This window comes from Streptomyces sp. NPDC059255 (assembly GCF_042752355.1).
Lineage (GTDB): Bacteria > Actinomycetota > Actinomycetes > Streptomycetales > Streptomycetaceae > Streptomyces.
This window is the reverse complement of the sequence record NZ_JBHYZP010000016.1, coordinates 70,041-91,492: the sequence shown is the minus strand read 5'-3', so window position 1 is coordinate 91,492 and position 21,452 is coordinate 70,041. Positions and strand designations below refer to the sequence as shown.

The following is a 21,452-nucleotide window of genomic DNA, read 5'->3' as shown; positions in this document are numbered from 1 at the left end:
CCAATGTTCCCGCCCGCGTTCCCGCCCGTGTTCCGGCCCTTCCATCGTGGAGCCCCGTATGCGACCTGCCCGTCTCTCCCTCGTCACCGCCACCGCCGCCGTGGTGGCCCTGACCGCCGTCACCGGGTGCGCCGAGAAGAGCGACTCCCAGGGCGGCGCGGACGCCGTCCGGGTCACCGCGAAGGACGACGCCTGCGAGGTCTCGAAGACGGAGTTCCCCGCCGGTCACCTCGAACTGGCCGTCGAGAACCAGGGGTCCAAGGTCACCGAGGTCTATCTCCTCTTCCCCGACGACCGGATCGTCACCGAGCGCGAGAACATCGGCCCCGGCACGAAGGCGAAGATCACCGCCGAGGTGAAGTCCGGTGCGTACGAGATCGCCTGCAAGCCCGGCATGAAGGGCGACGGCATCCGGCAGAAGGTCACCGTGACCGGCGGGGCGCCCGCCGAGCGCAGCCCGGAGATGGACGCCGCGGTCGCCGCGTACCGCACCTACGTCCAGGCGCAGGCCGACGAGACGCTGCCGAAGGTGAAGGTCTTCACCGACGCCGTGCGCGCCGGTGACCTGGCGGCCGCGAAGAAGGCGTACGCGCCCTCGCGCATCGGCTGGGAGCGTACGGAGCCGGTGGCCGAGTCCTTCGGCGACATCGACCCGAAGGTGGACGTGCGCGCCGACGGCCTGGAGCCGGGCCAGAAGTGGACGGGCTGGCACCGGCTGGAGAAGGAGCTGTGGCAGGACAAGAAGCTCGGCCCGGACGCGAAGGCCCTCGCCGACGGCCTCGACAAGGACCTGCTGGACTGGCAGAAGCGCGTGGGCCGGGCCGAGATCACCCCGACGTCGATGGCCAACGGCGCCAAGGAACTCCTCGACGAGGTCGCCGCCGGCAAGGTCACCGGCGAGGAGGAGCGGTACAGCCACACCGACCTGGTGGACTTCAAGGCCAACGTCGAGGGCGCGGAGCGCTCGTACGAGCTGCTGAAGCCGGTGGCGTCGAAGAACGACCCGGCGCTGGTCACCGAGTTGGACAAGCGGTTCGCCGCGCTCGGCACGCTGCTGGACAAGTACCGGGACGGCGCGGACCCGTACACCTTCACGTCGTACGAGAAGGTCGGCACGGCGGAGCGCAAGGAGCTGTCGGACGGCGTCAACGCGCTGGCCGAGCCGCTCTCGAAGCTGGCCGCCGCCGTGGTGAAGAAGTAAGGAAGCGCGCGCGATGTCCGGCACCGGAGAGACGAACACGGCTCATGGCAAAGCCGAGAACGAAGCGAAGAGCGATGCCGCGCCCGTCCCCTCGCGGCGGGCCCTGCTCGGCTGGGGCGGTGCCGGGCTCGCGCTCGGGGCCGCCGCGGCCGGGGGCGCCGTCGCGGCGGTACGGGGCGGGGAGAGCGCCGGGCCCGCCGCGGACGGCGGCGCGGCGGTGCCCTTCCACGGCGCGCACCAGGCGGGCATCGCCACGCCCGTCCAGGACCGGCTGCACTTCGCGGCGTTCGACGTGACGACGGACGACCGCGCGGAGCTGGTCCAGCTGCTGAAGGACTGGACGCGGGCCGCCGAGCGGATGACGGCGGGACACCCGGTCGGCGACGGCGCGTACGGCGGTCTCGCCGAGGCGCCGCCGGACGACACGGGCGAGGCGCTGGGCCTGCGGCCGTCCCGGCTCACCCTGACCGTCGGCTTCGGCCCCGGGCTCTTCCAGCACGGCACGGGGCGCACGGACCGGTTCGGGCTGGCGGCGCGCCGGCCGGCCGCGCTGGTCGACCTGCCGCACTTCCCCGGCGACAACCTCGACCCGGCGCGCGGCGGCGGTGATCTCTGCGTCCAGGCGTGCGCGGACGATCCGCAGGTCGCGGTGCACGCGATCCGCAATCTGGCCAGGATCGGCTTCGGGAAGGTCGCGGTGCGCTGGTCGCAGCTCGGCTTCGGCAAGACGTCGTCGACGACCCCGGGCGCGCAGACACCCCGTAACCTCTTCGGCTTCAAGGACGGCACCAGCAACATCGCGGTCACCGAGACCGCCGCGCTGGACACGTACGTCTGGGCGGGCGGCGGGAAGGGCGATGCCGGCTGGATCACGGGCGGCTCGTATCTCGTCGCCCGCCGGATCTCGATGCGGATCGAGAGCTGGGACCGTACGCCGCTCCAGGAGCAGGAGGACGTCTTCGGCCGGGACAAGGGCGAGGGCGCGGCGGTCGGCAAGGCGCGCGAGCACGACAAGCCCAACCTGGCGGCGATGCTGCCGACCTCGCACGTGCGGCTGGCCCACCCGGACGCGCACCACGGGGTGCGGATGCTGCGCCGCGGCTACTCCTTCACGGACGGTACGGACGGGCTCGGCCGGCTCGACGCGGGGCTGTTCTTCCTGGCGTACCAGCGGGACGTGCGGGACGCGTTCATCCCCGTACAGCGGTCACTGGCGCGCTCCGACGCGCTCAACGAGTACATCCAGCACGTGGGTTCAGCGGTCTTCGCGATCCCGCCGGGCGTCCGGGACACGGGCGACTGGTGGGGCCGGGCGCTGTTCACCTGACCCACCGAACGAAGGAGTTCCGACGTGTTCGGAAACTATCTGATCGGCCTGCGCGAGGGGCTGGAGGCCAGCCTCGTCGTCTGCATCCTGATCGCGTATCTGGTGAAGACGGAGCGGCGCGACGCGCTGCGGCCCATCTGGATCGGCATCGGCGTCGCCGTCGTCCTCGCGCTGAGCTTCGGCTTCGGGCTCGAATTCGGCTCGCAGGAGCTGACGTTCGAGGCGCAGGAGGCGCTCGGCGGCTCGCTGTCGGTCGTCGCGGTGGGGCTGGTGACCTGGATGGTCTTCTGGATGCGGCGCACCGCGCGGCATCTGCGGGCCGAGCTGGGCGCCAAGCTGGACGCGGCGCTGCGGATGGGGACGGGCGCGCTGGTCGCGACGGCGTTCCTGGCGGTGGGCCGGGAGGGGCTGGAGACGGCGCTGTTCGTGTGGGCGTCGGTGCGCGCCTCGTCCGACGGTACGCACGCGCCGCTGATCGGCGTGCTGCTGGGGATCGCCAGCGCGGTCGTCCTCGGGTGGCTGTTCTACCGGGGTGCGCTGCGGATCGATCTGGCCCGGTTCTTCACGTGGACCGGCGGGATGCTGGTGGTCGTGGCGGCGGGGGTGCTCGCGTACGGCGTCCACGACCTCCAGGAGGCACGCTTCCTGGGCGGGCTGTCGGACAAGGCGTTCGACATCAGTGCGACGATCCCGCCGGACAGCTGGTACGGCACGCTCCTGAAGGGTGTTCTCAACTTCCAGCCGGACCCCACGGTGCTTCAGGTAACCGTCTGGTTCCTGTATCTGGTCCCGACGCTCGCACTGTTCCTGGCCCCGGTAGGGTGGCGATCCGTTCGTACGGGTCCGGGTAGCACGGGTAGCAGGGGTCAAGGAGCAGTGGCGGCCGATGAGCAGGCTGGGAAGGCCGATGCGGGGGACGGGTCGGGCAGCGCGTCGGGCGACGGGCCGGGCGGTGACGGCGCTCGCGGGGGTGACGGTGCTGTCGCTGACGGCGAGCGGCTGCGTGACGGTGCACGGGGAGCTGGCGGTCCTGCCGTCGGCGGACCGGAGTGAGGCCGCGCAGGCCCTGAAGGACTTCACCGACGCGTACAACGCGGCGGACAAGGCGTACGATCCGGCGCTCGACGCGGACCGGGTGACCGGTGCGCTCGGCGCGATCAACCAGGCCGGTCTGAAGTCGCGTTCCCTCACGTCCCCGAACGGGAACGCCGCGCACCAGCCGCTGGAGCTGACGGACGCGAAGTTCACGATCCCGAAGAAGGCCGGCTGGCCGCGGTGGTTCGTGGCGGACACCGACAGCAACCGGGACAAGGACAACGACGCCGCGCAGGACACCCGTTGGGTGCTGGTCTTCCTGCGCAACGGGCCCGGCGAGAAGTGGGCGGTCCCGTATCTGACGATCCTCGCGGCGGACGCCGTCCCGGAGTTCAGGACGGACGGCGAGGGCCTGGGCGAGCCGGTGGAGCCGGGCAGCAAGGCACTGGCGGTGGCGCCGAAGGATCTGAGCGCGGAGTACGCCTCGTATCTGGAGGACGGCGAGCCCGGCGGCTTCGCGGACGGGCCGCACACCAGCGAGTGGCGCAAGACCCGCAAGGAGAAGGCGCGGCTGCCGGGTCTGACCACGCAGTACATCGACCAGGCGGCGAGCAGCGGCGACTTCGAACCGCTGGGGCTCGCGACGGAGGACGGCGGCGCGCTGGTCTTCTTCGCCACCCGCTACTTCGAGCGGCTGACGGGCGCGAAGGGTGTGAAGCCGCAGGTGAGCGCGGATGTGAAGGCGCTGACGACGGGCGAGGTGACGAACACGCTCACGAAGGAGTGGATCTCCAGCCAGGCCGTCCTGGTCCCTGCGACGGACGCGGGCGACCCGAAGGTGACGGTGGCGGGGCGGCTCCAGGGCGTCATCGCGGCGAAGGGCTCGTAGCCGCCGCGCGGTGCGTGCCGGGCGGCGCGGTGCATGCCGGGGGCGGCGTGGGGCGGGGCGGGTGACCGTAACGGCAGGCCGCGCGCAGGGCGGGTGACCGCGGGCGGCACGGGTGATCGCGGGCCGCGCGCGGGGCGTGCCGGGGGCGGCGCGGGGCGGGTGACCGCGCACGCCTGGCCCGCGTCCACGACCCGCGACCGCGTCCGTCGAGCGGGGGCCTCTTCAGCGTCCCAGGGGCCAGGCCACCGCGTGCGGGTCCAGCTCGCCGTTCTCGCCCGCGTACCGCGCGCACGCGTCGGTCAGCGTCTCCAGGAGGGTCAGCGGGTCGGGCAGCGGGTACTCGGGGCCGCGCAGCCAGTGGACGGTCAGCTCGCCGGGGAGCCGCGCCGGGGGTACGAGGACGTAGCTGCCCCGGCAGTGCCAGCGCAGCCCGGGGTGCTCGTCCATCGTCTCGGGGTGGCAGTCCAGCTCACAGGGCCACCACTCGTCCTCGTCCTCGGGGGTGCCGCGGGTCGCGGTGAAGAAGAGCATGCGGTCGCCGCCGGAATCGGCGACGGGGCCGACGTCGATGCCCTGAGCCAGCAGGCGTTCCAGGGCGCGGCTGCCCGCTTCGAGGGGGACGTCGAGGACGTCGTGGACCATGCCCGTCGCGGTGATGAAATTGGCCTCGGGCTGGTTGCGCGCCCAGCGCTCGACCTGGGCCCGGTCCGTCGTGGACTGGGTCTGCCAGGCGAAGGAGACGGGGTGTCTGGCCGGGGTGGGACAGCCGATGCGCTCGCAGGAACATCGGTATCCGACGGGGTGGGCGGCGGGCGCGACGGGCATTCCCGCTTCGGCCACGGCGAGCAGCAGCGCCTCACGGCCCGGCGCGCTCTCCTGGAGCGCCGAATCGCCGGTGCTCTTCCTCGGCCGTCGGCGCAGCCACTGGGGAATCCTGCTCTCCGTGCCGCGGTAGCGGCCGAAATCGTCGCCCATCTATCCCCTCACACTCATGCTCGTCCCTGCGGACTCTTCCCATGGTCGCACCATCCTGCGCCTCGGGGCGCCGCGCTTCCCGGCGGGGGGAGGAGGGATCATCCCTCGCCATGCGGAGGATTGCGGCTTATGTGGCGATATTCGGGGCGGATCGGCGGTTCCGGGGGCCTTTCCCGGGCCGGTGGTCTTCACCACACCCGCCCCACATGCCTCCCCGCATGCCTCCACGCGCCCCCGCGCGCCCCCGTGGCCACCCGCGGTTTCTCAGGTCCGGGGGGCCAGCCCGTGGAGCGCGTACTCGACGACCGCGTCCGCGTACGCGTGCGTCAGCGGGAGGGTCCGCAGCAGCCAGCGGTGGGCGACGGGGCCGACCAGCAGCTCCAGCGCGATCCGCGGGTCGAGGTCGCGCCGTACGGCACCGGCGTCCTGGGCCGCCGCCAGGCGCCGTACGTACAGTTCGAGCTGTGGTTCGAGGAGCCGGCGCGTGAACTCGGCGCCCAGCTCCGCGTCCATGATCCCTTCGGCGGCGAGCGCCCGGGACGGCAGGTCGTAGACGGGGTTGTTCATCTCGTCGACCGTGGCGCGCAGCACCAGCTTGAGGTCGGTCTCCAGATCGCCGGTGTCGGGGATCTCGTACTCCGTACCGTCGCCGCCCGCCTCCCGCGCCGCCTGCTCCCCGAGGTCGAGGAAGGCTTCCAGCAGGACGGCGGCCTTGGAGGGCCACCAGCGGTAGATCGTCTGCTTGCCGACCCCGGCGCGGGCCGCGATGCCCTCGACGGTCGTCCGGGCGTAGCCGACCTCGCCCACCAGGGCGAGAGCGGCGTCGTAGATGGCGCGGCGCGACCGCTCGCTGCGGCGGGAGGAGTCGGGTGCCTTGCTCTCAGCGCTCTCAGCCATGACGGTCAACTTAGCAACCGGCAGGGGTGGCGGCAGCCGCGCCCGGCCTCCGTGACAAGCCGGTACGTACCGTCTCGGCAAGCGGTCTGACATGCGCAAAGAACCACCCGAACGGTGCACAGCGCGAAACCGCCGTGCGGCGGACCATGATTCTCAGACGCTCACGCACATGCCGTGCGCACCGCCGCTCGTGAGGAGCCCCCGTTGCCTCGTGACGCCTCGCCCCGCAGCTACCTCATGTGTCCGCCCGTCCACTTCCGGGTGACGTATTCGATCAACCCCTGGATGGACCCGGCCAAGCCCGTGGACCAGTCCCTGGCGCTCGTCCAGTGGGAAGATCTGCGCGACCGCTACCGGGCGCTGGGCCACACCGTCTCCGTACTCGATCCGGAGCCCGACCTGCCCGACATGGTGTTCGCGGCGAACGGCGCCACGGTCGTCGACGGCCGCGTCCTGGGGGCGCGCTTCGCGCACGAGGAGCGGTACGGCGAGGCCGAGGCGCATCTGAACTGGTTCCGGAGCCACGGCTGCCCGGACGTCGCGGAGCCGGTGCACATCAACGAGGGCGAGGGCGACTTCGCCGTCACCGCCTCGTATCTGCTGGCCGGCCGCGGCTTCCGGTCGAGCCCGCTCTCCCACGGGGAGGCGCAGGAGTTCTTCGGCCGCCCGGTGATCGGCCTGGACCTGGTCGACCCGCGCTTCTACCACCTGGACACGGCGCTCTGCGTACTGGACGACGCGGCCGACGAGATCATGTACTACCCGGACGCGTTCTCCCCCGGCAGCCGCGCCGTCCTCGCCCGGCTCTTCCCCGACGCCCTGACCGCGGACGACGCGGACGCGGCCAGGCTCGGCCTGAACGCGGTGAGCGACGGCCGCCATGTCCTCCTGCCGCAGGCCGCGACGGGGCTCTTCACACCGCTGCGGGAGCGGGGGTTCGAGCCGATCGGGATCGACCTCGGGGAACTCCTCAAGGGCGGCGGCAGCGTGAAGTGCTGCACGCAGGAACTGCGGGGGCTGCGCGGGCTGCGGGCCTGAGCCGGCGCCCTGGCACCGAGGGGTGGTGGCCGCCGGCGGAATCGTCGTCAGGTGAGCGACGCCCTCGCCTGCGCGTTCCGGGCCGGGCGCCGAGGCTACGGGGGTTCACTCATCGGGATCCTCCGGGCTCCCGCTCGGGCATGGTCCCGGACGCCGGGCGAGAGCGGTGCGCTGGGCCGGAGTGAGCCTGTCGTGCCGGGCTGTGACCCGGTGTGCGCCGGCGGGTGTGCGCTGAAGTGACAGTGGTCCGCAGAGCTCCGGCCGGTGCTCGGCGGCCTGCAACGCAGTGGCGGCGCGCGCCGGTGGCCAGCCGAGGGCGGTGGCGAGTTCACCGGTGGCGAGGGGCCGGGCCGCGTGGAGGAGGGCGGCAAGTACCGTCAGCGCGTCGTCGACGTGCGCGGCGACGGGCGGGCCGGTCATGTCCCGGTGGACTCCGGCAAAGAATCGCCGCATGGCCTCAAGCCGTGCTCCTGCCGGGGTGCTGGGGCCGAACAGCTCAGCACCCACCTGGGCGGTCTCGGCCCACGCGGCGTTCTTCCGGGCACTGGCCAGCCAGGTGCGGAGCCAGACGTCGTCGTCGATGACGTGGCGTGCCCGGCGACGGCCGGGCTCTCGCTCCCGCCTGAGCACGTCGAGCCCTTCGAGGTACCCCACGGCCTTGGACACCGAGGCCGGGCTGACGCGCAGCAGTTGGGCGAGTTCCGCAGCGGTCCGCGCACCGGACGGGGCAGTCACCAGACAGGCCAGCACCCTGGCGGCGGTGCGGGGCAGTCCGGTCCCGGTCATCATCGTCGCGAATCTGTCCACGTAGGCGCGAACGGCGGCGGGTTCCCGCCCGTGCGTGGCCTCGGCGTCGGCGGCCGGTGGCGTCGCGGGCCGGGGCGGACGGTGGCGTCGCCGCCAGTTGCCCGCCCGGTCGGCGTGTTCCGCGCGGTATGCGCCGGGGCCGCCGTTGCGGGCAACCTCCCTGCTGACGGTCGAAGTCGGCCGCCCCAGTCGTCGGGCGATCGCGGCGTACGGCAGGCCCTCGGCCAGTCCCGCCTCGATGTCCCCGCGCTCCTCCGCGGCGAGTCTCCTGCCGCCCATCTCCGCCCTCCCGCCGTGTGCACCGCGAGCCGGCCGTACGCGACCGATTCCGCGCGCCCCCGTGCGTTGCGTTAGCCGTCATCGGCAACGCTACAAGATCCGGGAAACGCCCCGGTTTCCGCAGATTCCCACGCGTGCGCCGCTTCCGCGGACGCATAGGGGACGTAGCTTTCAGCTGTCGCGAAAAGTTGAGACCAGGGGGTTCACATGGAAGATGCCACGCCCGCGGCGCATGTCGCCCACGGGAATCACGATGCCGCCCAGCAGGTGCTCGACCGAGCGGTGCGGGAAGGGGAGGTACCAGGCATCGTCGCTCAGGTCCGTGACGGCGGCGGGCACTGGTTCGGCACGGCAGGGGTCGCCGACACACGGACACGCCGGGCGCGCGGACACGAGGACCGGTTCCGGATCGGCAGCATCACCAAGACCTTCACCGCCACCGTGCTCCTGCAACTCGTCGCCGAGGGCCAACTGGCCCTGGAGGACACGGTGGAGCGATGGCTGCCGGGCCTGCTCACCGGAAACGGGCACGACGGCAGCACGATCACTGTCCGGCAGATCCTCAACCACACCAGCGGTGTCTTCAGCCACACCCGCGACCAGCCCGCCCTGAGCAGGCAGGAGAGTTACACACCCGAAGAACTCGTGGAGATCGCCACGTCGCATCCGGCCGACTTCCCGGCGGGGAAGGGGTGGGCGTACTCCAACACCAACTACATTCTCGCCGGGATGATCGTTGAGCACGTGACCGGCCGAACGCTCGCCGACGAGATCACCGACCGTCTCGCCCGCCCGCTCGGCCTGACGGGAACCTCCCTGCCGCTCGGCGCCGACCCGGCGCTCTCCGGGCCGCATTCGAGCCACTACACCAGACTGTTCTCCCCCGACCCGGACGCCGCGGTCCACAACGTCACGGAACTGGAGACGAGTCCGTACTGGGCGCGGGCGGCATGATCTCCACCGTCGCCGACCTCAACCGGTTCTTCGCGGCACTGCTCGGAGGAGGCCTCCTCCGGCCGGAACAACAGCGCGAGATGTTCACCATGGTCCCGACGGAAAGCTGGCTTCCGGGCGCCACGTACGGTCTCGGGGTTTCCCGCCTGACCCTGCCTTCCGGCACGGTGGTCCGGGGCATGGGCGGCGCGCTCTTCGGCTCCTGGTCGTACGTCTACGGCACACGCGAAGGCGCACACATGCTCGCCGTGAACATCAACGCCGACTGGGCGAGAGGCCGTTGGGAAGACCCCATCGGCATCTTCACCGATCTCCTGGAGGCCGAGTTCAGCCGCAGCACCGACGCGGACACCGCACGAGGCAAGGGGGCAGCCTGGTCGGGGTCACCGTCCACCGAGCCGGACGATGATGCGGAACGAGACCGCCTGGAGTACTAGGCAGGCCAGGGGCAGACCCACTGATTGGAGGAGATGTCGTTGTAGAAGACGCTGTTCACGCTCAGTTCGGGGATGGCGTCTCCGCGATCGATGTTCATCCCGTACCCGGTGCGGTTCTTGCCCGTGTAGACAGTGACGTCGCAGTCGTTGCCGTTGTTGTAGAGCGACTTCACGTTGTTGAACGCGTAGAAGACCGTCAGGTCGTTGTTGTTTCCGTAGACCTTTCCCATGGTGCCGCCGTAGTTGGGCTGGGTCCAGACGCACAGTGCGCCCGGCGGGCAGTCCGACTTCGCCGCGTGGGCCGGTGACGCCCCGAGGGTGACGCCCACGCCCGCGAGAAGCACGGTGCCGGCGGCAGCGGCCACCTTGGTACGAGTACTGCTGAACAGATTTGTCATGGGCTCAGTCTGTAGAGATCCAGCCCGTACGCGTACCTGGAACATTGCAGGTTGACTCGGGGCAGCGGGCGGACCCCGGATGAGGTAGCCGAACCCGCTCCCGTCGTGCCCAAGGTAACCACCACCACAGGACAGAGGGTGAAGAACAGCCCGTGGAGATCCTGGCCCTCGCCGACCGGGAGCACCCGGCAGAGGGCGACGGCCGGTGAGCCGCTCGGAACCAAAGTTGTCGAGTTCCTCCGGGGCTTCCTTGAGAGCTCCGGATCTTTGTGTCGTAGGCCAGAATCTGGGCGCCCGACGGCGCCGCTTGTCTCTGCGAACAGAAGTAACCTCGCCGGGGCCAGTGCTCCGTTACGGAACGCGGCTGATCTCCGGTAGTGGCCCACCTGCACCGGTCCAACCCGAGGGATGCCGGAATCCGGACCGGGCGCCCGAGTCCCAAAGCAGGGGCGGCGCCCGGCTCTGTCATCGTCAGCGAGTTTCGGATGCGAGTGCCGTACACAGCCGCTCGTAGGTCGGGGCAAGTTCGCGCAGGAGGCGGGCCAGGGACTGGTCCTCGCTCGTCACCAGCGGGTGCTGAAGGCTGCCGACCAGCCGGGATTGCCCGGCGGCGACCGCCGCCGCACCGGAGAGGCCCAGCGACTCCAGGCAGTGTGCGGCGTCGGCGAGGCGGCGCGCGCCCACCCGAACGGCGAAGTGTGCCATGAACCCGCGCGTTCCGGCGTCGAGTCCGCCGTCTGCCTGGGCGGCCAAGGCTTCCACGCCGGCGGCCCCGCCGAGCGTTCCCGCTGGGACGGGCCGGTCGCCATGGCCCGCCAGCCACCGCTGCGCATCGGGCAGAGACCGTCGCAGCGCCTCCTTTGATGTGACCTGTCGCTCCCGGACGAAGCCTGCGCGCATCACGTAGGGGGCGTCGACGTAGCCGATCGCCTTCGCCTCCCACGCAGCGAGGAATGCCGCGACCGGCAGCGTTGCGTAAGGGTGGCCGTGTGGGTCGTGGAAGACCACCGTGCCGCCGTCGATCTCCAGCACGACCACGAAGTGGTCGCCGCCGCCGGTAGTGGGTGTGCCCGGTTGGTGGAGCAGCAGTCCCATGTCTACGGGGCCGACCAGGACGGGCCCCCGGGCGGACATATCGCGCAGTCGTTCCTCAGCCTCCTCGGCTGTGCCGCCGGCAGTCCGCTCGCAGTGGGCGCCGAGCAGGGCGAGGGCCGCGTCCAGGCCCAGGTCCGGGTCCCAGCCGTAAGGGTCGAACAGCGGCAGGGTTCCGCCGATCAGCTCGAAGCCGAACGGCGAACCGGTCAGCACTTCGATCACTGTCGGGGGAGGGACCGTCTCGCCGAGCACCATGGCCAGGGAGTTGGCGTAGCAGTACGGGCCGGAGCCGATGTAGTGCGTCATTGTCGTCCTCTCTTCGGCCTGGTCAGACGGCGATGATGGGCTGCTGAAGCTCTGTCACCCATGCGGTGGTGTCGTCGGGACAGTCCAGGGAGACCTCGCGGGCAAGCCCGATGGAGCGGTAACCGTGAGCGGCGATCCAGTGGGCGAGCGCGTGCGTGGTGGGCAGGACGCCGTCCATCGGCCCGTGGTGGATGATCGTGGCCGCCAGCGGAATGCCGGGCACTTCAACTATCGGGAGGCCACCTGCCTCTCCGGCCACCGGTATCCCGGCCCGCACAGTGATCGGGTCCTCGCCGGGTGCTTCCTCGTAGCGGGCAAGGCCGGGGCCGACCTGGGCGGTGGCCGCGTCATCGAGTCGGCAGCACAGTTCGTCGAAGAGCGGGCCGACGACCGGCCCAATGTCTTGTGGTTCGAAGCTCGCTGCGATGCCGGTCAGCTCGGCTACCCGGACCGGGGGAAGGGAGGTGACGACAACGTCGTCGGGAGGCATGGTGCCCTCGCTCTCGATCGTCCGGAGCCTTGTCTCGACCCGGGCCACTCGTACCGCCGCCTCGGCGGCGGCAGATTCCAGCTCTGCCCGGCGCAGCCGCAGCATGCCGCGGAGCTCCTCGGTGCTGACGTCCTCGTCGAGGATCGCCCGGACCTGGTCCAGGGTGAACCCCAGGTCCTTGAGGGCGATGACGCGGTTGAGCCGGGCGAACTGGGTGGCCTGGTAATAGCGGTAGCCACTGGACGGGTCGACGTGGGCCGGGCGCAGTAGCCCGACGGCGTCGTAATGGCGCAGCATGCGGACCGACACGCGGCCATGCCTGGCGAAGTCTCCGATGGTGAACATGACGCCTTCCAGTGCAGGCCCTGACACGGTGGGAGAGTCAAGCACAGGATCACGCGTCCACCCGTTGTCCTGCGCCGCTCTCGCCTCTAGTACTCCAGCAGGAATTCGCTGTCTGAACTGGTCTTTCGCCGGGTGGCGGGAGTGTAGCGGGACTTCTAAAGCACGGCCTAGGACTCCGACCGCCGTGGTTCACCGGCTGGGCCCGCGGGTCGGCCTTGACCGAGATAGCGGCGGAATCCCTGGGCAAGCGACCGGAAGCCGCAGGCCTCGTAGAACGTGTGCGCTTCCTGCCCGTCGGCCGCCAGGAGTTGCATCTTGTAACAGCCGGTGGACTCGGCAAGTTGTGCGGCAGCGTCCATCAGGTGCCTCCCGACACCACGTCGACGATGGGCATGGGAGACCACGACGTTCTCCACGACCAGGATCGATCGCCCGCCGCGCGTGAGGTTCGGCATAACCACGCAGTCCGCGGTGCCCACCAGCGTGCCGTCCAGATCCGCGACCAGCACGGTCCGGCCCTGCTGATCGCGGACAGCCTGCCAGATGCTTCCCGCGGACTCTGCCGACAAGGGCGCGTCGTCCGGGTTCAGCTCCGCGTAGAGCGCCAGCAGTCCGTGCAGATCGGTCTCGGAGGCCGGTCGGATGATGATCGTCATATTCCTCAACTCGACGTTTCAAGCGGTCCTGCTCCAAGAGCGGCAGCGGGGCCATGCCATCAGAAGCGGTCCGGGCGGCAACCCGACAGAGCCAACTCGACGGTTCCGTCGACCAACTCCCGGGCGACCAGGTGGCCCACGGCCGCGGCGAGCGTGACCGCCGAGTGCATCACCGCCACGTAGAGGCCGGGGACCTCGGCGACCGGGCCGACGATCGGCTCACCGTCGGCCGGCATCGGGCGCGCTCCGAGCCGGGTGCTGAGCAGTTCGACGCTCCCGGCGCCGTGGAAAGTGGACCGGACGGCGGCAAGGGTCCGTTCAGGCGAGTCCGCGGCGGCGATCAGCCGGTCCACGGCGACCTGCCGAAGGTCGAAGTCCTCGGTGTTGACCACGGTGCGGACCAGGCCGGCCGGGGCGCGGAGCCGGAACAGCGGGCACGGCGACGGTTCGACCGGGACGCGCACGCCGAGCGTCGCGCCCAGTTCGGCCGTGGCAACTCCGGCCGCCAGCACCACCGTCGCACCGGAGAGGGGTCCTGCCGCCGTCTCCACCCCGGCGATCCGGCCCGCCGGGTCCCGGCGGACCGCGGTGACCGGCGTGTCCAGATGTACCCGAGCCCCGTGGCTGCGAGCGGCCGCGACCAGCCGCTCGGTCACGCCCACCGAGTCGACCGCGCCGTCACCCGGCGCCCAGACGGCCCACTCCGGAGGCTGCCGAAGGGTGGGCTCAAGCGTCGCCACGGTCGCCGCGTCCACGATCGTCTGCCCGGGCCCGGCGTCCGGCGCACTCTCCTGCCTGTTCCAGCTCAGCGAGCCGGACCAGGTCACCGGGAGCCCCGGCAACTCGGCCCCGAGTCGGTGGTACTCCGCCGTCGCGGTGGCCCGCAGCCCGGCGGCCGGGCCGGTACGCACGCCGGACGATCCGATCCATGCGAACGAGTCCCCCGTCACGCCGGCGCCCGGCCGCCCGGCGTCGACCAACGTCACCGCGGCGCCCGCGCGGGCGGCGTGATAGGCCACCGACGCGCCGACAATTCCGGCGCCGACGACGATCAAGTCCCCACTTACCGATGAGCTCAACACGTTCATGACCCTAGCGCTCGCCGGACTCGCCCGGCGGGCCGCCGCTCACCGGGCAACCGGACAGGGAGGCGCTGCTGCTGGCCCTGAAGAGCCGGGGGGTGGCTCTCAGCGAGCCGGTCCGGCAGGACGATCTCGACGATCTGGAGGGCGTGGGGACCTTCCTCGAACTGGAGCGCATCGTGAGCGAGGAAGCCGACGAGGCGTCCGTCCAGGCGGAGTTGGCCGCCATGGTGGTCGGCCTGGGTATCGCGTGCGAGCGGACCACCGAGACGTATGACGCGCTGGTCCGCCGGGGTTGAGTTCTGTCTCTGCGATCTTGAACATCAAGGGCGGAACCGCTCCGGGCTGCCGCCTAAGCGCTGTCCTGCTAACTACTGACCAGGGTTAAATGATCTTGCTGTGGCTGGTGTGATCACGGCGTCCGGAACCGTCCTGGACAGCCGGCCGTCACGACAGCCTGGGTTGATAACCTGTGGCGATGGACGAGGCATTGGACGAGGGGCCGTTCTATCACGGCACACAGGCCGAGCTGCGGGTCGGAGATCACCTCACCGCCGGTTTCCGTTCCAACTACCGGCCCGAAATCGTGATGAACCACATCTACTTCACCGCGTTGCGCGACGGCGCGGGACTCGCCGCCGAACTCGCCGCAGGCGACGGAACCCCGCGAGTGTACGTCGTCGAACCGACCGGGGAGTTCGAGAACGATCCAAACGTCACCGACAAGAAGTTCCCTGGCAACCCCACCCGCTCCTATCGCAGCAGGGAACCGCTCCGGATCGTTGGTGAGGTCACCGACTGGACGCGACAGACACCCGAAGCTCTCCAGGTGTGGCGAGACCGGCTGGCTGCAATCCGCATGGATGACCGCGCCGAAATCATCAACTGAGGATCGTTCCTCAACTACTGGGTCACGGTGAGATGGTCTTGCTGTGGCTGGTGTGATCACGGCGTCCGAGCCGTCCTGGACAGCCCCGTTCACCGGGCCGAGCCCGCGCTACTTCGGCAAGTTGGTGACCGCACCGCGCGGACGCATCCCACAGGACGCCACGGCCCGTGAGCGCATGGCCCGCAAGCTGCGGACCAAACCCGGCCGCGCCGCCTACAGCCGCCGCAAAGCCATCGTCGAACCCGCATTCGGCCAGGTTATGACCTGCCAGGATGGCCGTGAACTGCTGCTGCGCGGTGAGAACGGAGCCCGTGACGAATGGCGACTCCTGGCGGCCTGCCACAACCTCCGCAAGATCTTCCGGCGCGCCGGAACCGCCGGGCCGGCCGCCGCCCGAGCCTGACGGGCCCGGCCGGAGCCCCCCGAACAACGGCCCATCGAGCCCACCACTGCGGCACCAGGCCCGAACAAACGGCCGCGACCGGCCATCAGCCGATCCACAACCGCTCGTCGGCTGCGCCATTACCAACCCACGCTCCTAGGATCGGCCCATGATCGCTGACCTGCAGTGTGTGGTGCTGGACTGTTCCGATCCACTGGAACTCGCCGAGTTCTATCAGTCGCTGCTCGGTGGGGCCGTCAATCGGCAAGATCGGCGGTGGGCACTCGACGACACCTGGGCGACGCTGCACACGCCGTCCGGACTCGTCTTCGCCTTCCAGCGGGCAGCGGACTACCAGCCGCCGCTGTGGCCCGACCCGTCCCGGCCCCAGCAGTTCCATCTGGACTTCGGTGTCACGGACTTGGACCGGGCCCAAGAGCAGGTGCTGGCCCGCGGGGCGGCGGTGTTGGACGCCGGATCCGGCGAGCGGAGCTGGCGGATCTATGCCGACCCGGCGGGGCATCCGTTCTGCCTGGTCCGACACTGAGGACGGATCACCCGATCACCAGCCCCAGCACACCGTGAGCGGTCATTGCCCGGCACCCGGAGAGTCGGAGGCATCGGGAGCGTCGGGGCACAGTGCGTGGCCGCACTCGCACGGTGGCCATCTGAGCGCGCTCCCCGGGGTCAGGTCCGCGCCCTCGCCGGGGGCGTACCCGGCCGCCGGTACGACGAGCGTGCCGTCCACACCGTATGCGGCGATCAGCAGGGACAGCCGCCTGCGCGCCTCGCTGCGCCCGGCGTCCGTGGCAGGTGTCTTCCGTTCGACCATGTCGCACCCCTCTGTCGTCGTACAACTACTTTCTGTGTCCAAGAGTCGGCATTCGCGCGTACGCTGAACAGGCTTGAGGGCACGACAGCGGGCCTGGGGTGAAGGAGACGCACACATGCCGGACGGGCCGACGACACCTACGGGGCCGGTCAGCGGGGCCGCCTACTTCGGCAACGAGGTACGGGAATGGCGGGTCGGCAGGGGCTTGAGCCAGCGCGAGGTGGGCGCGCCCGCGCGGTACGGGCAGCAGTACGTGGCGAAGGTGGAGGCCGGGGAGCGGATGGCCAGTCCGGAATTCGCCGCCGGGTGCGACGAAGTCTTCGGCACGCCACGGATGTTCGCCCGGCTGCGGGACCGGTGCGCCGAGAAGGGCGGGTATCCGGACTGGTTCGAGCCGTACCTTCTGCTCGAACAGAAGGCTGCCGCAGTGCTCAACTACAGCAATAATCTGGTCACTGGTCTGTTGCAGACCGAGGCATATGCGCATGCGATGTTCCGGAAAGGCTGCCCGACCGACGATGGGGACGAGACCACCGCGAAGGTCGCACGCCGGTTGAAACGGCGTGACGTACTGGAACGCCCGAACCCGCCGCTGGCGTGGGTCGTTCTGGACGAGTCCTGCCTGCGGCGCACCATCGGGAGCCCGGCTGTCATGGCCGGCCAACTGGCGCACCTGATCAAGGAAGCGGAATCTCCTCGCTTCACCATTCAGGTACTCCCTTACAGCTCGGGGGCTCCCGCCTGGCCGCTGGCATTCACGCTGATGAAGTTCGACAACGGTGAGCCGGACGTCCTCTATCAGGAGACTATGGGGGCAGGGCATGTGACCGACTCACGGAAGATCGTGGCGGATGCGAGCGTGCTTTACGATCGGCTTCGCGCCGACGCACTTGCCCCGGCAACGTCACTCGACTTCTTACGCAAAGCAATGGAGGACTGGATCCCATGAGCACTTTCGACCTCTCCAACGCGCTGTGGATGAAGTCCAGTTACAGCAGCGGCCAGGGAGGCGAGTGCGTCGAGTTCGCCCCTAACCTCGCCCCCTCCGGCGTCATCCCCGTCCGTGACAGCAAGGCCCCCACAGGCCCGGTCCTGACCCTCACGCCCGTCGCCTGGTCGGACTTCGTGGCCTTCGCGGCCCGGTAGGGACCAGGGCGTTGGCAAGAGGTCGCCAAGTTCGGAGAGCCTGAACAGAGCGACAACCGAGCAAGCAGGGCGACCCGGTCCGAGGGAGCTGGTCCTTTCCCTTCTGGACAGCGGCTCCATGCCGTCGGACTGGGCTCCGGCTTTCACCGCCCTGCCTCGTTCCCTCGATGCTCGAGAACGAGGACATCTCTCCAACCGATCCCCGGCTGTGGTGTTGCGCAGCGGAACCGACGCGGTCGACGCTCCCGCCCGGGCGAACCCGATCACGCTTTTCGGACATCCCGTCACTCTCCGGAACCACCCGTCAGCGTCCGCCCGTTGTCACAGCGGTGTGTCCGGGGGGACACATCACGGGAGGGAAGTGCGGGGGACATGCTGCATATCGACTTCAGTACGGACGATCTCAACCGATTACGGGTGGCGGGGAACAGTGACTTCATGTGGGACGTGGTGCTCAGCCTGCAACTGCTGCAGAACCGGCACTCGGCCCTGGTCTACGACCCCTGGCGGAAGCAGGTGCGCGAAAGACTGGCACAGGCGGGGCTGACCCGGATGACCCGGGCGCTGATGGAACTGAGCCCGCACGGCCCTTACATTCCGGACTTTCTCACTCCCGGACACGGCACCTCCGATCCGGACACCGGAGTGGACGCGGTGCTGTCCACCCCCAAGCGGCGCCTGGGGCAGGAGCTCATCAGGCTCTACGAGAACCGGCCGATGCCGGAGGGCGCCCGCCGGCTCGCCCAAGGCGGGAGCGAGGCACTGCGTCGGCTGGGGACGGCGGTACGCCGCTATCACGCGGTGGCGGTGGCGCCGTACAAGACGGCCATCGACCACGCCATCGGCTCGAACCGGTCGGTGCGCGCCGACTCGGCACTGGCCACGGGGGCGGAGGGGCTGATGACCAGCTATCAGCCGGAACTGATCTGGCGCGACGGCCGTATCGAGGCCGGCTACCCCTTCGACCGGAACCTGGAGTTGAACGGCCGCCCACTGACGCTCGTCCCGTCGTTCTTCTGCACCCGGTGGCCCATCACCCTGGCCGCCCCCGAGCTCCCTCCGGTCCTGGTCCATCCGCTGCCGCTGGCGCCGGGCTGGCTGGCGGAAGCCGGACGCGGATCCGGGGAGCGGCTGCACCGGCTGCTCGGACGCACCCGGACCCTGGTGCTGGAGTCGCTCGGCCGGCCGATGTCCACCAGCGGGATCGCCGCCACGCTGCTGCTCTCCCCGGCCAGCGCGAGCCGGCACGCCTCGGTGCTGCGCGAGGCGGGGCTGGTCAGCTCCTTCCGGCACGGGCACTCCGTGCTGCATCGGCGGACGGCGCTGGGAGAGGCACTGCTCAACGGAGGGTGAAGGGCAGACGCACGACGAGGCGCCCGCCTCGGATGTGACATGCCGAGGCGGGCGCGCTGCACCATGTAGGCGCGGATCAGCAGGGCTTGATCTTCCAGACCGGGTTCCAGTTGTACGAGGTGTCCCAGTCGGGCGCGATCGAGGTGCGGATGACCGCGCCGCTTGAGTTGTAGAAGCGCGCGACCGTGCCCGGGGTCTGGTTGTTGGCGTAGGCGCCGATGCCGATCCAGTTCGACAGCGAGTAGGTCCGGCAGGTGTAGAAGTCGAACACCTTCCACTTGCCGGCGGCCTCGTCCCATACCTGGGCGCACAGCCGCCCGTACGAGCACGTGTAGCTGCCGCCCGGGGTGACCAAGCGGACTCGTTCAGCAGCCGGCGTCACCTGCGGCGACACCGCCCTCACGCCCACGTCCGCCCTGGCCTCCGCCGGAGCCGCCGGCGCCGTCAGCACCCGGTCGCTCCCCGCCCGCTCGGCGGAACCGGCGAACGGAGCCGACCCGCCCGACTGTGCCTGTACCGGCGCCGCGGCGAGCAACGTGCCGGCCGCCACAGCTGTCCCCGCGACAAGTGCCGCTAACTTTCTACGCGTCCGCATCTGTACCCCTCCGTTAATCGAACATGTGAACCGTGTGCGACCCATCCTGGGGTGCTCCACATCCGGCAGACGGAACATTCGACGGATACGCAATCAAAGGGCCCGGAACCAGGCCGGGCACCGGGGCCGGCCGTGGCGGCGCCGCTTCTCTTCCACTCAGCAGAAGCCGGGCTTCCGGGCGGCTCCGGCCGAATCTACGGTGCGGTCGCGCCGCGTTTTCCGGCGGCGCGCACCCGCGGTTCCTCCTGGAGGTTCATCGATGCGTCCCGTCCGCCGCCGTGCGTCCGGCACGGCCTTGCCGTTACGGGCCCGGTCCCGTGTTCTGTCCGTGGTGACCGCGCTGGTCACCGCTGTGGCCGCCGCTCTGCTGAGCGTCTCCCCCTCGTCCGCCGCGTCCGACGGGGCGGGGTCCGTCCGCGCGATTCCCGATCCGACGACCGCGTCACTGGAGGCCACGAACGGGCCGCTGGCCACCGCCGCCTACACCGTGCCCAATCCGAGCGGATACGGATCCGGCACCATCACCTATCCGACGGCCAGTGGCTCGTACCCGGGCATCGTGCTGATGCCGGGGTATCAGGGCACGCAGCAGAACCTGCAGTGGCTGGCGCCGCGCCTCGCCTCCTGGGGCTTCGTCGTCGTCAACGTCGGTACTCTCACGCTCGGCGACGACCCGACGTCGCGCGGGCGCCAGATCAGCGCCGCCGGGACCCAGTTGCTCTCCTTCAGCGCCACCGCCGGCAACCCGGTGTACCAGAAGGTCAACGGCACGCTCGGCGCGGCCGGTCACTCGATGGGCGGTGGCGGGGTGATGGTGGCCCTGCGGGACGACGCCCGGTTCAAGGCGGGGGTGCCCACGGCGCCGTACTTCCCGAACGGGAACTTCTCCGGGGTCACCGACCCGACCTTCTTCCTGACCTGCGCGAGTGACCCCGTCGCGCACGCGAACACGTACGCGCTGCCCTGGTACAACTCCATGTCCCGGGCCGAGAAGCTCTTCGTGGAGGTGCCCGGCGACCATCTCTGCCCGATGACCGGCTCCGGCAACAAGGCCAAGCAGGGCAAGCTGATCGTGTCGTTCTTCAGCCGCTGGCTGTACGGCGACACCCGGTTCGCCCCGTTCCTGTGCGGCACCCCGCGCGAGGCCGACAAGAACAACCCCGCCCTGGTCACCCGCTGGCAGGACTCCTGTCCGTTCTGATCGACGGATCCGTGGCGCTCCCGCGATGCGGGGGCGCCACGGTGCGTCGGCTCACGCGCCTTCCTGGCGGCGGAACAGGGCGCGGGAGATGGTCCGGCCCGTGGCCACCACCGCGGGGGCGAAGCCGCTCCGCCCGGTCTCGGGCAGCCGCGGGACGACCGACACGGCGGCCACCACCTCGCCCGACGCGTCCCGTACAGGGGCGGCCACGGACCCGCTGTGCCCCGGCCCGGGGCCCGGACCCGGCCACCGGTCACCGGTGGCGAAGCCCGCCCGGTGCACCTCGGAGAGCAGCGGGCGCAGACCGGCGGCCGGGGCGTGGCGGGCCAGGTAGTGCTCCCGTACGGCCGCCCCCGCGTAGGCGAGGAGCACCAGGCCGTCACCGGTGGCGTGGGCGGGGCTCCGGCCGCCGGCGGGTTCGAACGCGGGGCCGGTGTCCCGGTCGTGGATCCGCTCGACGAGCACCACCTCCATGCCGTCCAGCACCGCCAGCCGCACCTGCCGCCGCCCGGTCCTGTGGTGCAGGTCCCGGAGGAACGGCAGCGCCACCTCGCGCAGCTCCAGCCGGCGCGGGGCCAGCCCCGCGACCGCCCACAGGTGCAGGCCGATCTCGTAGCGGCCGTCGCGGTCGCGTTCGAGCGCGCCCCAGGAGTGCAGCTCGCCGACCAGCCGGTGCGTGGTGGCCAGCGGCATCCCCGTCCGCCGGCTGATGTCCGAGAGGGTGAGCCCGCGGCGCTCCCCCGCGAACGCGTCGAGCACACTGAGAACCCGGCGGGTCACCGAACGGCGGACGGGCCCGTTCTCGGCTGATCCACTCCTCATCGCGGGCAACCTCCGCCGGAT

The 21,452-nt window shown here is 70.6% G+C and carries 24 protein-coding genes and 1 pseudogene; 14 read left to right on the top strand and 11 right to left on the bottom strand.

Annotation, left to right across the window (positions count from 1 at the left end; genetic code table 11):
* Positions 1–58 precede the first annotated feature (58 nt).
* The 4 genes from efeO to ACFXKG_RS20050 are packed head-to-tail and all read left to right on the top strand — an operon-like array spanning position 59 to position 4,452.
* Complete coding sequence (gene efeO, locus ACFXKG_RS20065) at positions 59–1,201, top strand: iron uptake system protein EfeO (protein ID WP_384840461.1); 1,143 nt, start codon at positions 59–61, stop codon at positions 1,199–1,201.
* 13 nt (positions 1,202–1,214) lie between these two features.
* Entirely contained in the window at positions 1,215–2,528 is a 1,314-nt protein-coding gene (gene efeB, locus ACFXKG_RS20060) for an iron uptake transporter deferrochelatase/peroxidase subunit (RefSeq protein ID WP_384840458.1), read from the top strand.
* Positions 2,529–2,552: 24 nt separating this feature from the next.
* Positions 2,553–3,581, top strand: coding sequence for an iron uptake transporter permease EfeU (gene efeU / locus ACFXKG_RS20055; RefSeq protein ID WP_384840455.1), 1,029 nt, complete (start codon positions 2,553–2,555; stop codon positions 3,579–3,581).
* Positions 3,532–4,452, top strand: a complete 921-nt coding sequence (locus ACFXKG_RS20050; RefSeq protein WP_384840452.1) for a hypothetical protein — start codon at positions 3,532–3,534, stop codon at positions 4,450–4,452. The genes efeU and ACFXKG_RS20050 overlap by 50 nt, the downstream gene beginning before the upstream one ends.
* A 222-nt stretch (positions 4,453–4,674) precedes the next feature.
* Here the strand turns inward: ACFXKG_RS20050 and ACFXKG_RS20045 are convergent, their stop codons facing one another.
* Together ACFXKG_RS20045 and ACFXKG_RS20040 are read right to left on the bottom strand one after the other, a co-directional pair.
* Positions 4,675–5,427, bottom strand: coding sequence for a bifunctional DNA primase/polymerase (locus ACFXKG_RS20045; protein WP_384840450.1), 753 nt, complete (start codon positions 5,425–5,427; stop codon positions 4,675–4,677).
* A gap of 264 nt (positions 5,428–5,691) precedes the next feature.
* On the bottom strand, positions 5,692–6,324 hold the full coding sequence (locus ACFXKG_RS20040; protein ID WP_384840447.1) for a TetR/AcrR family transcriptional regulator: 633 nt from the start codon (positions 6,322–6,324) through the stop codon (positions 5,692–5,694).
* A 174-nt stretch (positions 6,325–6,498) separates the two neighbouring features.
* Here ACFXKG_RS20040 and ddaH point away from each other — a divergent pair, with 174 nt between their 5' ends.
* On the top strand, positions 6,499–7,362 hold the full coding sequence (gene ddaH / locus ACFXKG_RS20035) for a dimethylargininase (RefSeq protein WP_384840444.1): 864 nt from the start codon (positions 6,499–6,501) through the stop codon (positions 7,360–7,362).
* A 105-nt stretch (positions 7,363–7,467) separates the two neighbouring features.
* On the opposite strand, the gene ACFXKG_RS20030 is transcribed toward ddaH, so the two are convergent.
* Positions 7,468–8,448, bottom strand: coding sequence for a helix-turn-helix domain-containing protein (locus tag ACFXKG_RS20030; protein WP_384840441.1), 981 nt, complete (start codon positions 8,446–8,448; stop codon positions 7,468–7,470).
* Positions 8,449–8,655: 207 nt separating this feature from the next.
* On the opposite strand from ACFXKG_RS20030, the pseudogene ACFXKG_RS20025 reads away from it, so the two are divergent.
* Positions 8,656–9,839 (top strand): annotated as a pseudogene (locus ACFXKG_RS20025) (serine hydrolase domain-containing protein).
* On the opposite strand, the gene ACFXKG_RS20020 reads toward ACFXKG_RS20025, so the two are convergent.
* The 5 genes from ACFXKG_RS20020 to ACFXKG_RS20000 all read right to left on the bottom strand — a co-directional run bounded on the left by ACFXKG_RS20020 (position 9,836) and on the right by ACFXKG_RS20000 (position 14,211).
* Positions 9,836–10,237, bottom strand: a complete 402-nt coding sequence (locus ACFXKG_RS20020; RefSeq protein ID WP_384840438.1) for a peptidase inhibitor family I36 protein — start codon at positions 10,235–10,237, stop codon at positions 9,836–9,838. The pseudogene ACFXKG_RS20025 and the gene ACFXKG_RS20020 overlap by 4 nt on opposite strands.
* A 471-nt stretch (positions 10,238–10,708) precedes the next feature.
* The gene (locus tag ACFXKG_RS20015; protein ID WP_384840435.1) at positions 10,709–11,638 is read right to left on the bottom strand and encodes a hypothetical protein; all 930 of its coding nucleotides are present in this window, start codon (positions 11,636–11,638) and stop codon (positions 10,709–10,711) included.
* 22 nt (positions 11,639–11,660) lie between these two features.
* Positions 11,661–12,473, bottom strand: a complete 813-nt coding sequence (locus ACFXKG_RS20010) for a MerR family transcriptional regulator (protein ID WP_384840432.1) — start codon at positions 12,471–12,473, stop codon at positions 11,661–11,663.
* A gap of 167 nt (positions 12,474–12,640) precedes the next feature.
* Positions 12,641–13,129, bottom strand: coding sequence for a GNAT family N-acetyltransferase (locus ACFXKG_RS20005; RefSeq protein WP_384840429.1), 489 nt, complete (start codon positions 13,127–13,129; stop codon positions 12,641–12,643).
* Between the two features lie 59 nt (positions 13,130–13,188).
* On the bottom strand, positions 13,189–14,211 hold the full coding sequence (locus tag ACFXKG_RS20000; protein WP_384840426.1) for an NAD(P)/FAD-dependent oxidoreductase: 1,023 nt from the start codon (positions 14,209–14,211) through the stop codon (positions 13,189–13,191).
* Positions 14,212–14,309: 98 nt separating this feature from the next.
* Between ACFXKG_RS20000 and ACFXKG_RS19995 the strand changes: the two genes are divergently transcribed.
* The 4 genes from ACFXKG_RS19995 (at position 14,310) to ACFXKG_RS19980 (ending at position 16,029) form a co-directional block, all read left to right on the top strand.
* Positions 14,310–14,510, top strand: a complete 201-nt coding sequence (locus ACFXKG_RS19995) for a hypothetical protein (protein WP_384840423.1) — start codon at positions 14,310–14,312, stop codon at positions 14,508–14,510.
* A gap of 179 nt (positions 14,511–14,689) precedes the next feature.
* A complete protein-coding gene (gene arr / locus ACFXKG_RS19990) occupies positions 14,690–15,100 on the top strand; it encodes an NAD(+)--rifampin ADP-ribosyltransferase (RefSeq protein WP_384840420.1) in 411 nt (136 codons plus the stop codon).
* Between the two features lie 43 nt (positions 15,101–15,143).
* Positions 15,144–15,503: a transposase gene (locus tag ACFXKG_RS19985; protein WP_384840417.1), complete on the top strand. Its 360-nt coding sequence runs from the start codon at positions 15,144–15,146 to the stop codon at positions 15,501–15,503.
* Between the two features lie 148 nt (positions 15,504–15,651).
* The gene (locus tag ACFXKG_RS19980; protein WP_384840414.1) at positions 15,652–16,029 is read left to right on the top strand and encodes a VOC family protein; all 378 of its coding nucleotides are present in this window, start codon (positions 15,652–15,654) and stop codon (positions 16,027–16,029) included.
* A 42-nt stretch (positions 16,030–16,071) separates the two neighbouring features.
* On the opposite strand, the gene ACFXKG_RS19975 is transcribed toward ACFXKG_RS19980, so the two are convergent.
* Positions 16,072–16,314, bottom strand: a complete 243-nt coding sequence (locus ACFXKG_RS19975; RefSeq protein ID WP_384840411.1) for a hypothetical protein — start codon at positions 16,312–16,314, stop codon at positions 16,072–16,074.
* 115 nt (positions 16,315–16,429) lie between these two features.
* On the opposite strand from ACFXKG_RS19975, the gene ACFXKG_RS19970 reads away from it, so the two are divergent.
* From ACFXKG_RS19970 to ACFXKG_RS19960, 3 genes are all read left to right on the top strand, one after another.
* A complete protein-coding gene (locus ACFXKG_RS19970) occupies positions 16,430–17,263 on the top strand; it encodes a helix-turn-helix transcriptional regulator (protein WP_384840408.1) in 834 nt (277 codons plus the stop codon).
* Positions 17,260–17,460, top strand: coding sequence for a DUF397 domain-containing protein (locus tag ACFXKG_RS19965; protein WP_384840405.1), 201 nt, complete (start codon positions 17,260–17,262; stop codon positions 17,458–17,460). Before ACFXKG_RS19970 ends, ACFXKG_RS19965 begins: the two co-directional genes overlap by 4 nt.
* Before the next feature lie 372 nt (positions 17,461–17,832).
* On the top strand, positions 17,833–18,813 hold the full coding sequence (locus ACFXKG_RS19960) for an ArsR/SmtB family transcription factor (protein ID WP_384840402.1): 981 nt from the start codon (positions 17,833–17,835) through the stop codon (positions 18,811–18,813).
* A 76-nt stretch (positions 18,814–18,889) separates the two neighbouring features.
* On the opposite strand, the gene ACFXKG_RS19955 is transcribed toward ACFXKG_RS19960, so the two are convergent.
* On the bottom strand, positions 18,890–19,363 hold the full coding sequence (locus tag ACFXKG_RS19955; protein WP_384840399.1) for a hypothetical protein: 474 nt from the start codon (positions 19,361–19,363) through the stop codon (positions 18,890–18,892).
* A 376-nt stretch (positions 19,364–19,739) separates the two neighbouring features.
* Here ACFXKG_RS19955 and ACFXKG_RS19950 point away from each other — a divergent pair, with 376 nt between their 5' ends.
* Positions 19,740–20,609 carry a triacylglycerol lipase gene (locus tag ACFXKG_RS19950; RefSeq protein ID WP_384840397.1) on the top strand — a complete coding sequence of 290 codons (870 nt, stop codon included), beginning with the start codon at positions 19,740–19,742 and terminating at the stop codon, positions 20,607–20,609.
* Between the two features lie 51 nt (positions 20,610–20,660).
* On the opposite strand, the gene ACFXKG_RS19945 is transcribed toward ACFXKG_RS19950, so the two are convergent.
* A complete protein-coding gene (locus ACFXKG_RS19945) occupies positions 20,661–21,431 on the bottom strand; it encodes an IclR family transcriptional regulator (RefSeq protein ID WP_384840394.1) in 771 nt (256 codons plus the stop codon).
* Positions 21,432–21,452: the final 21 nt, after the last annotated feature.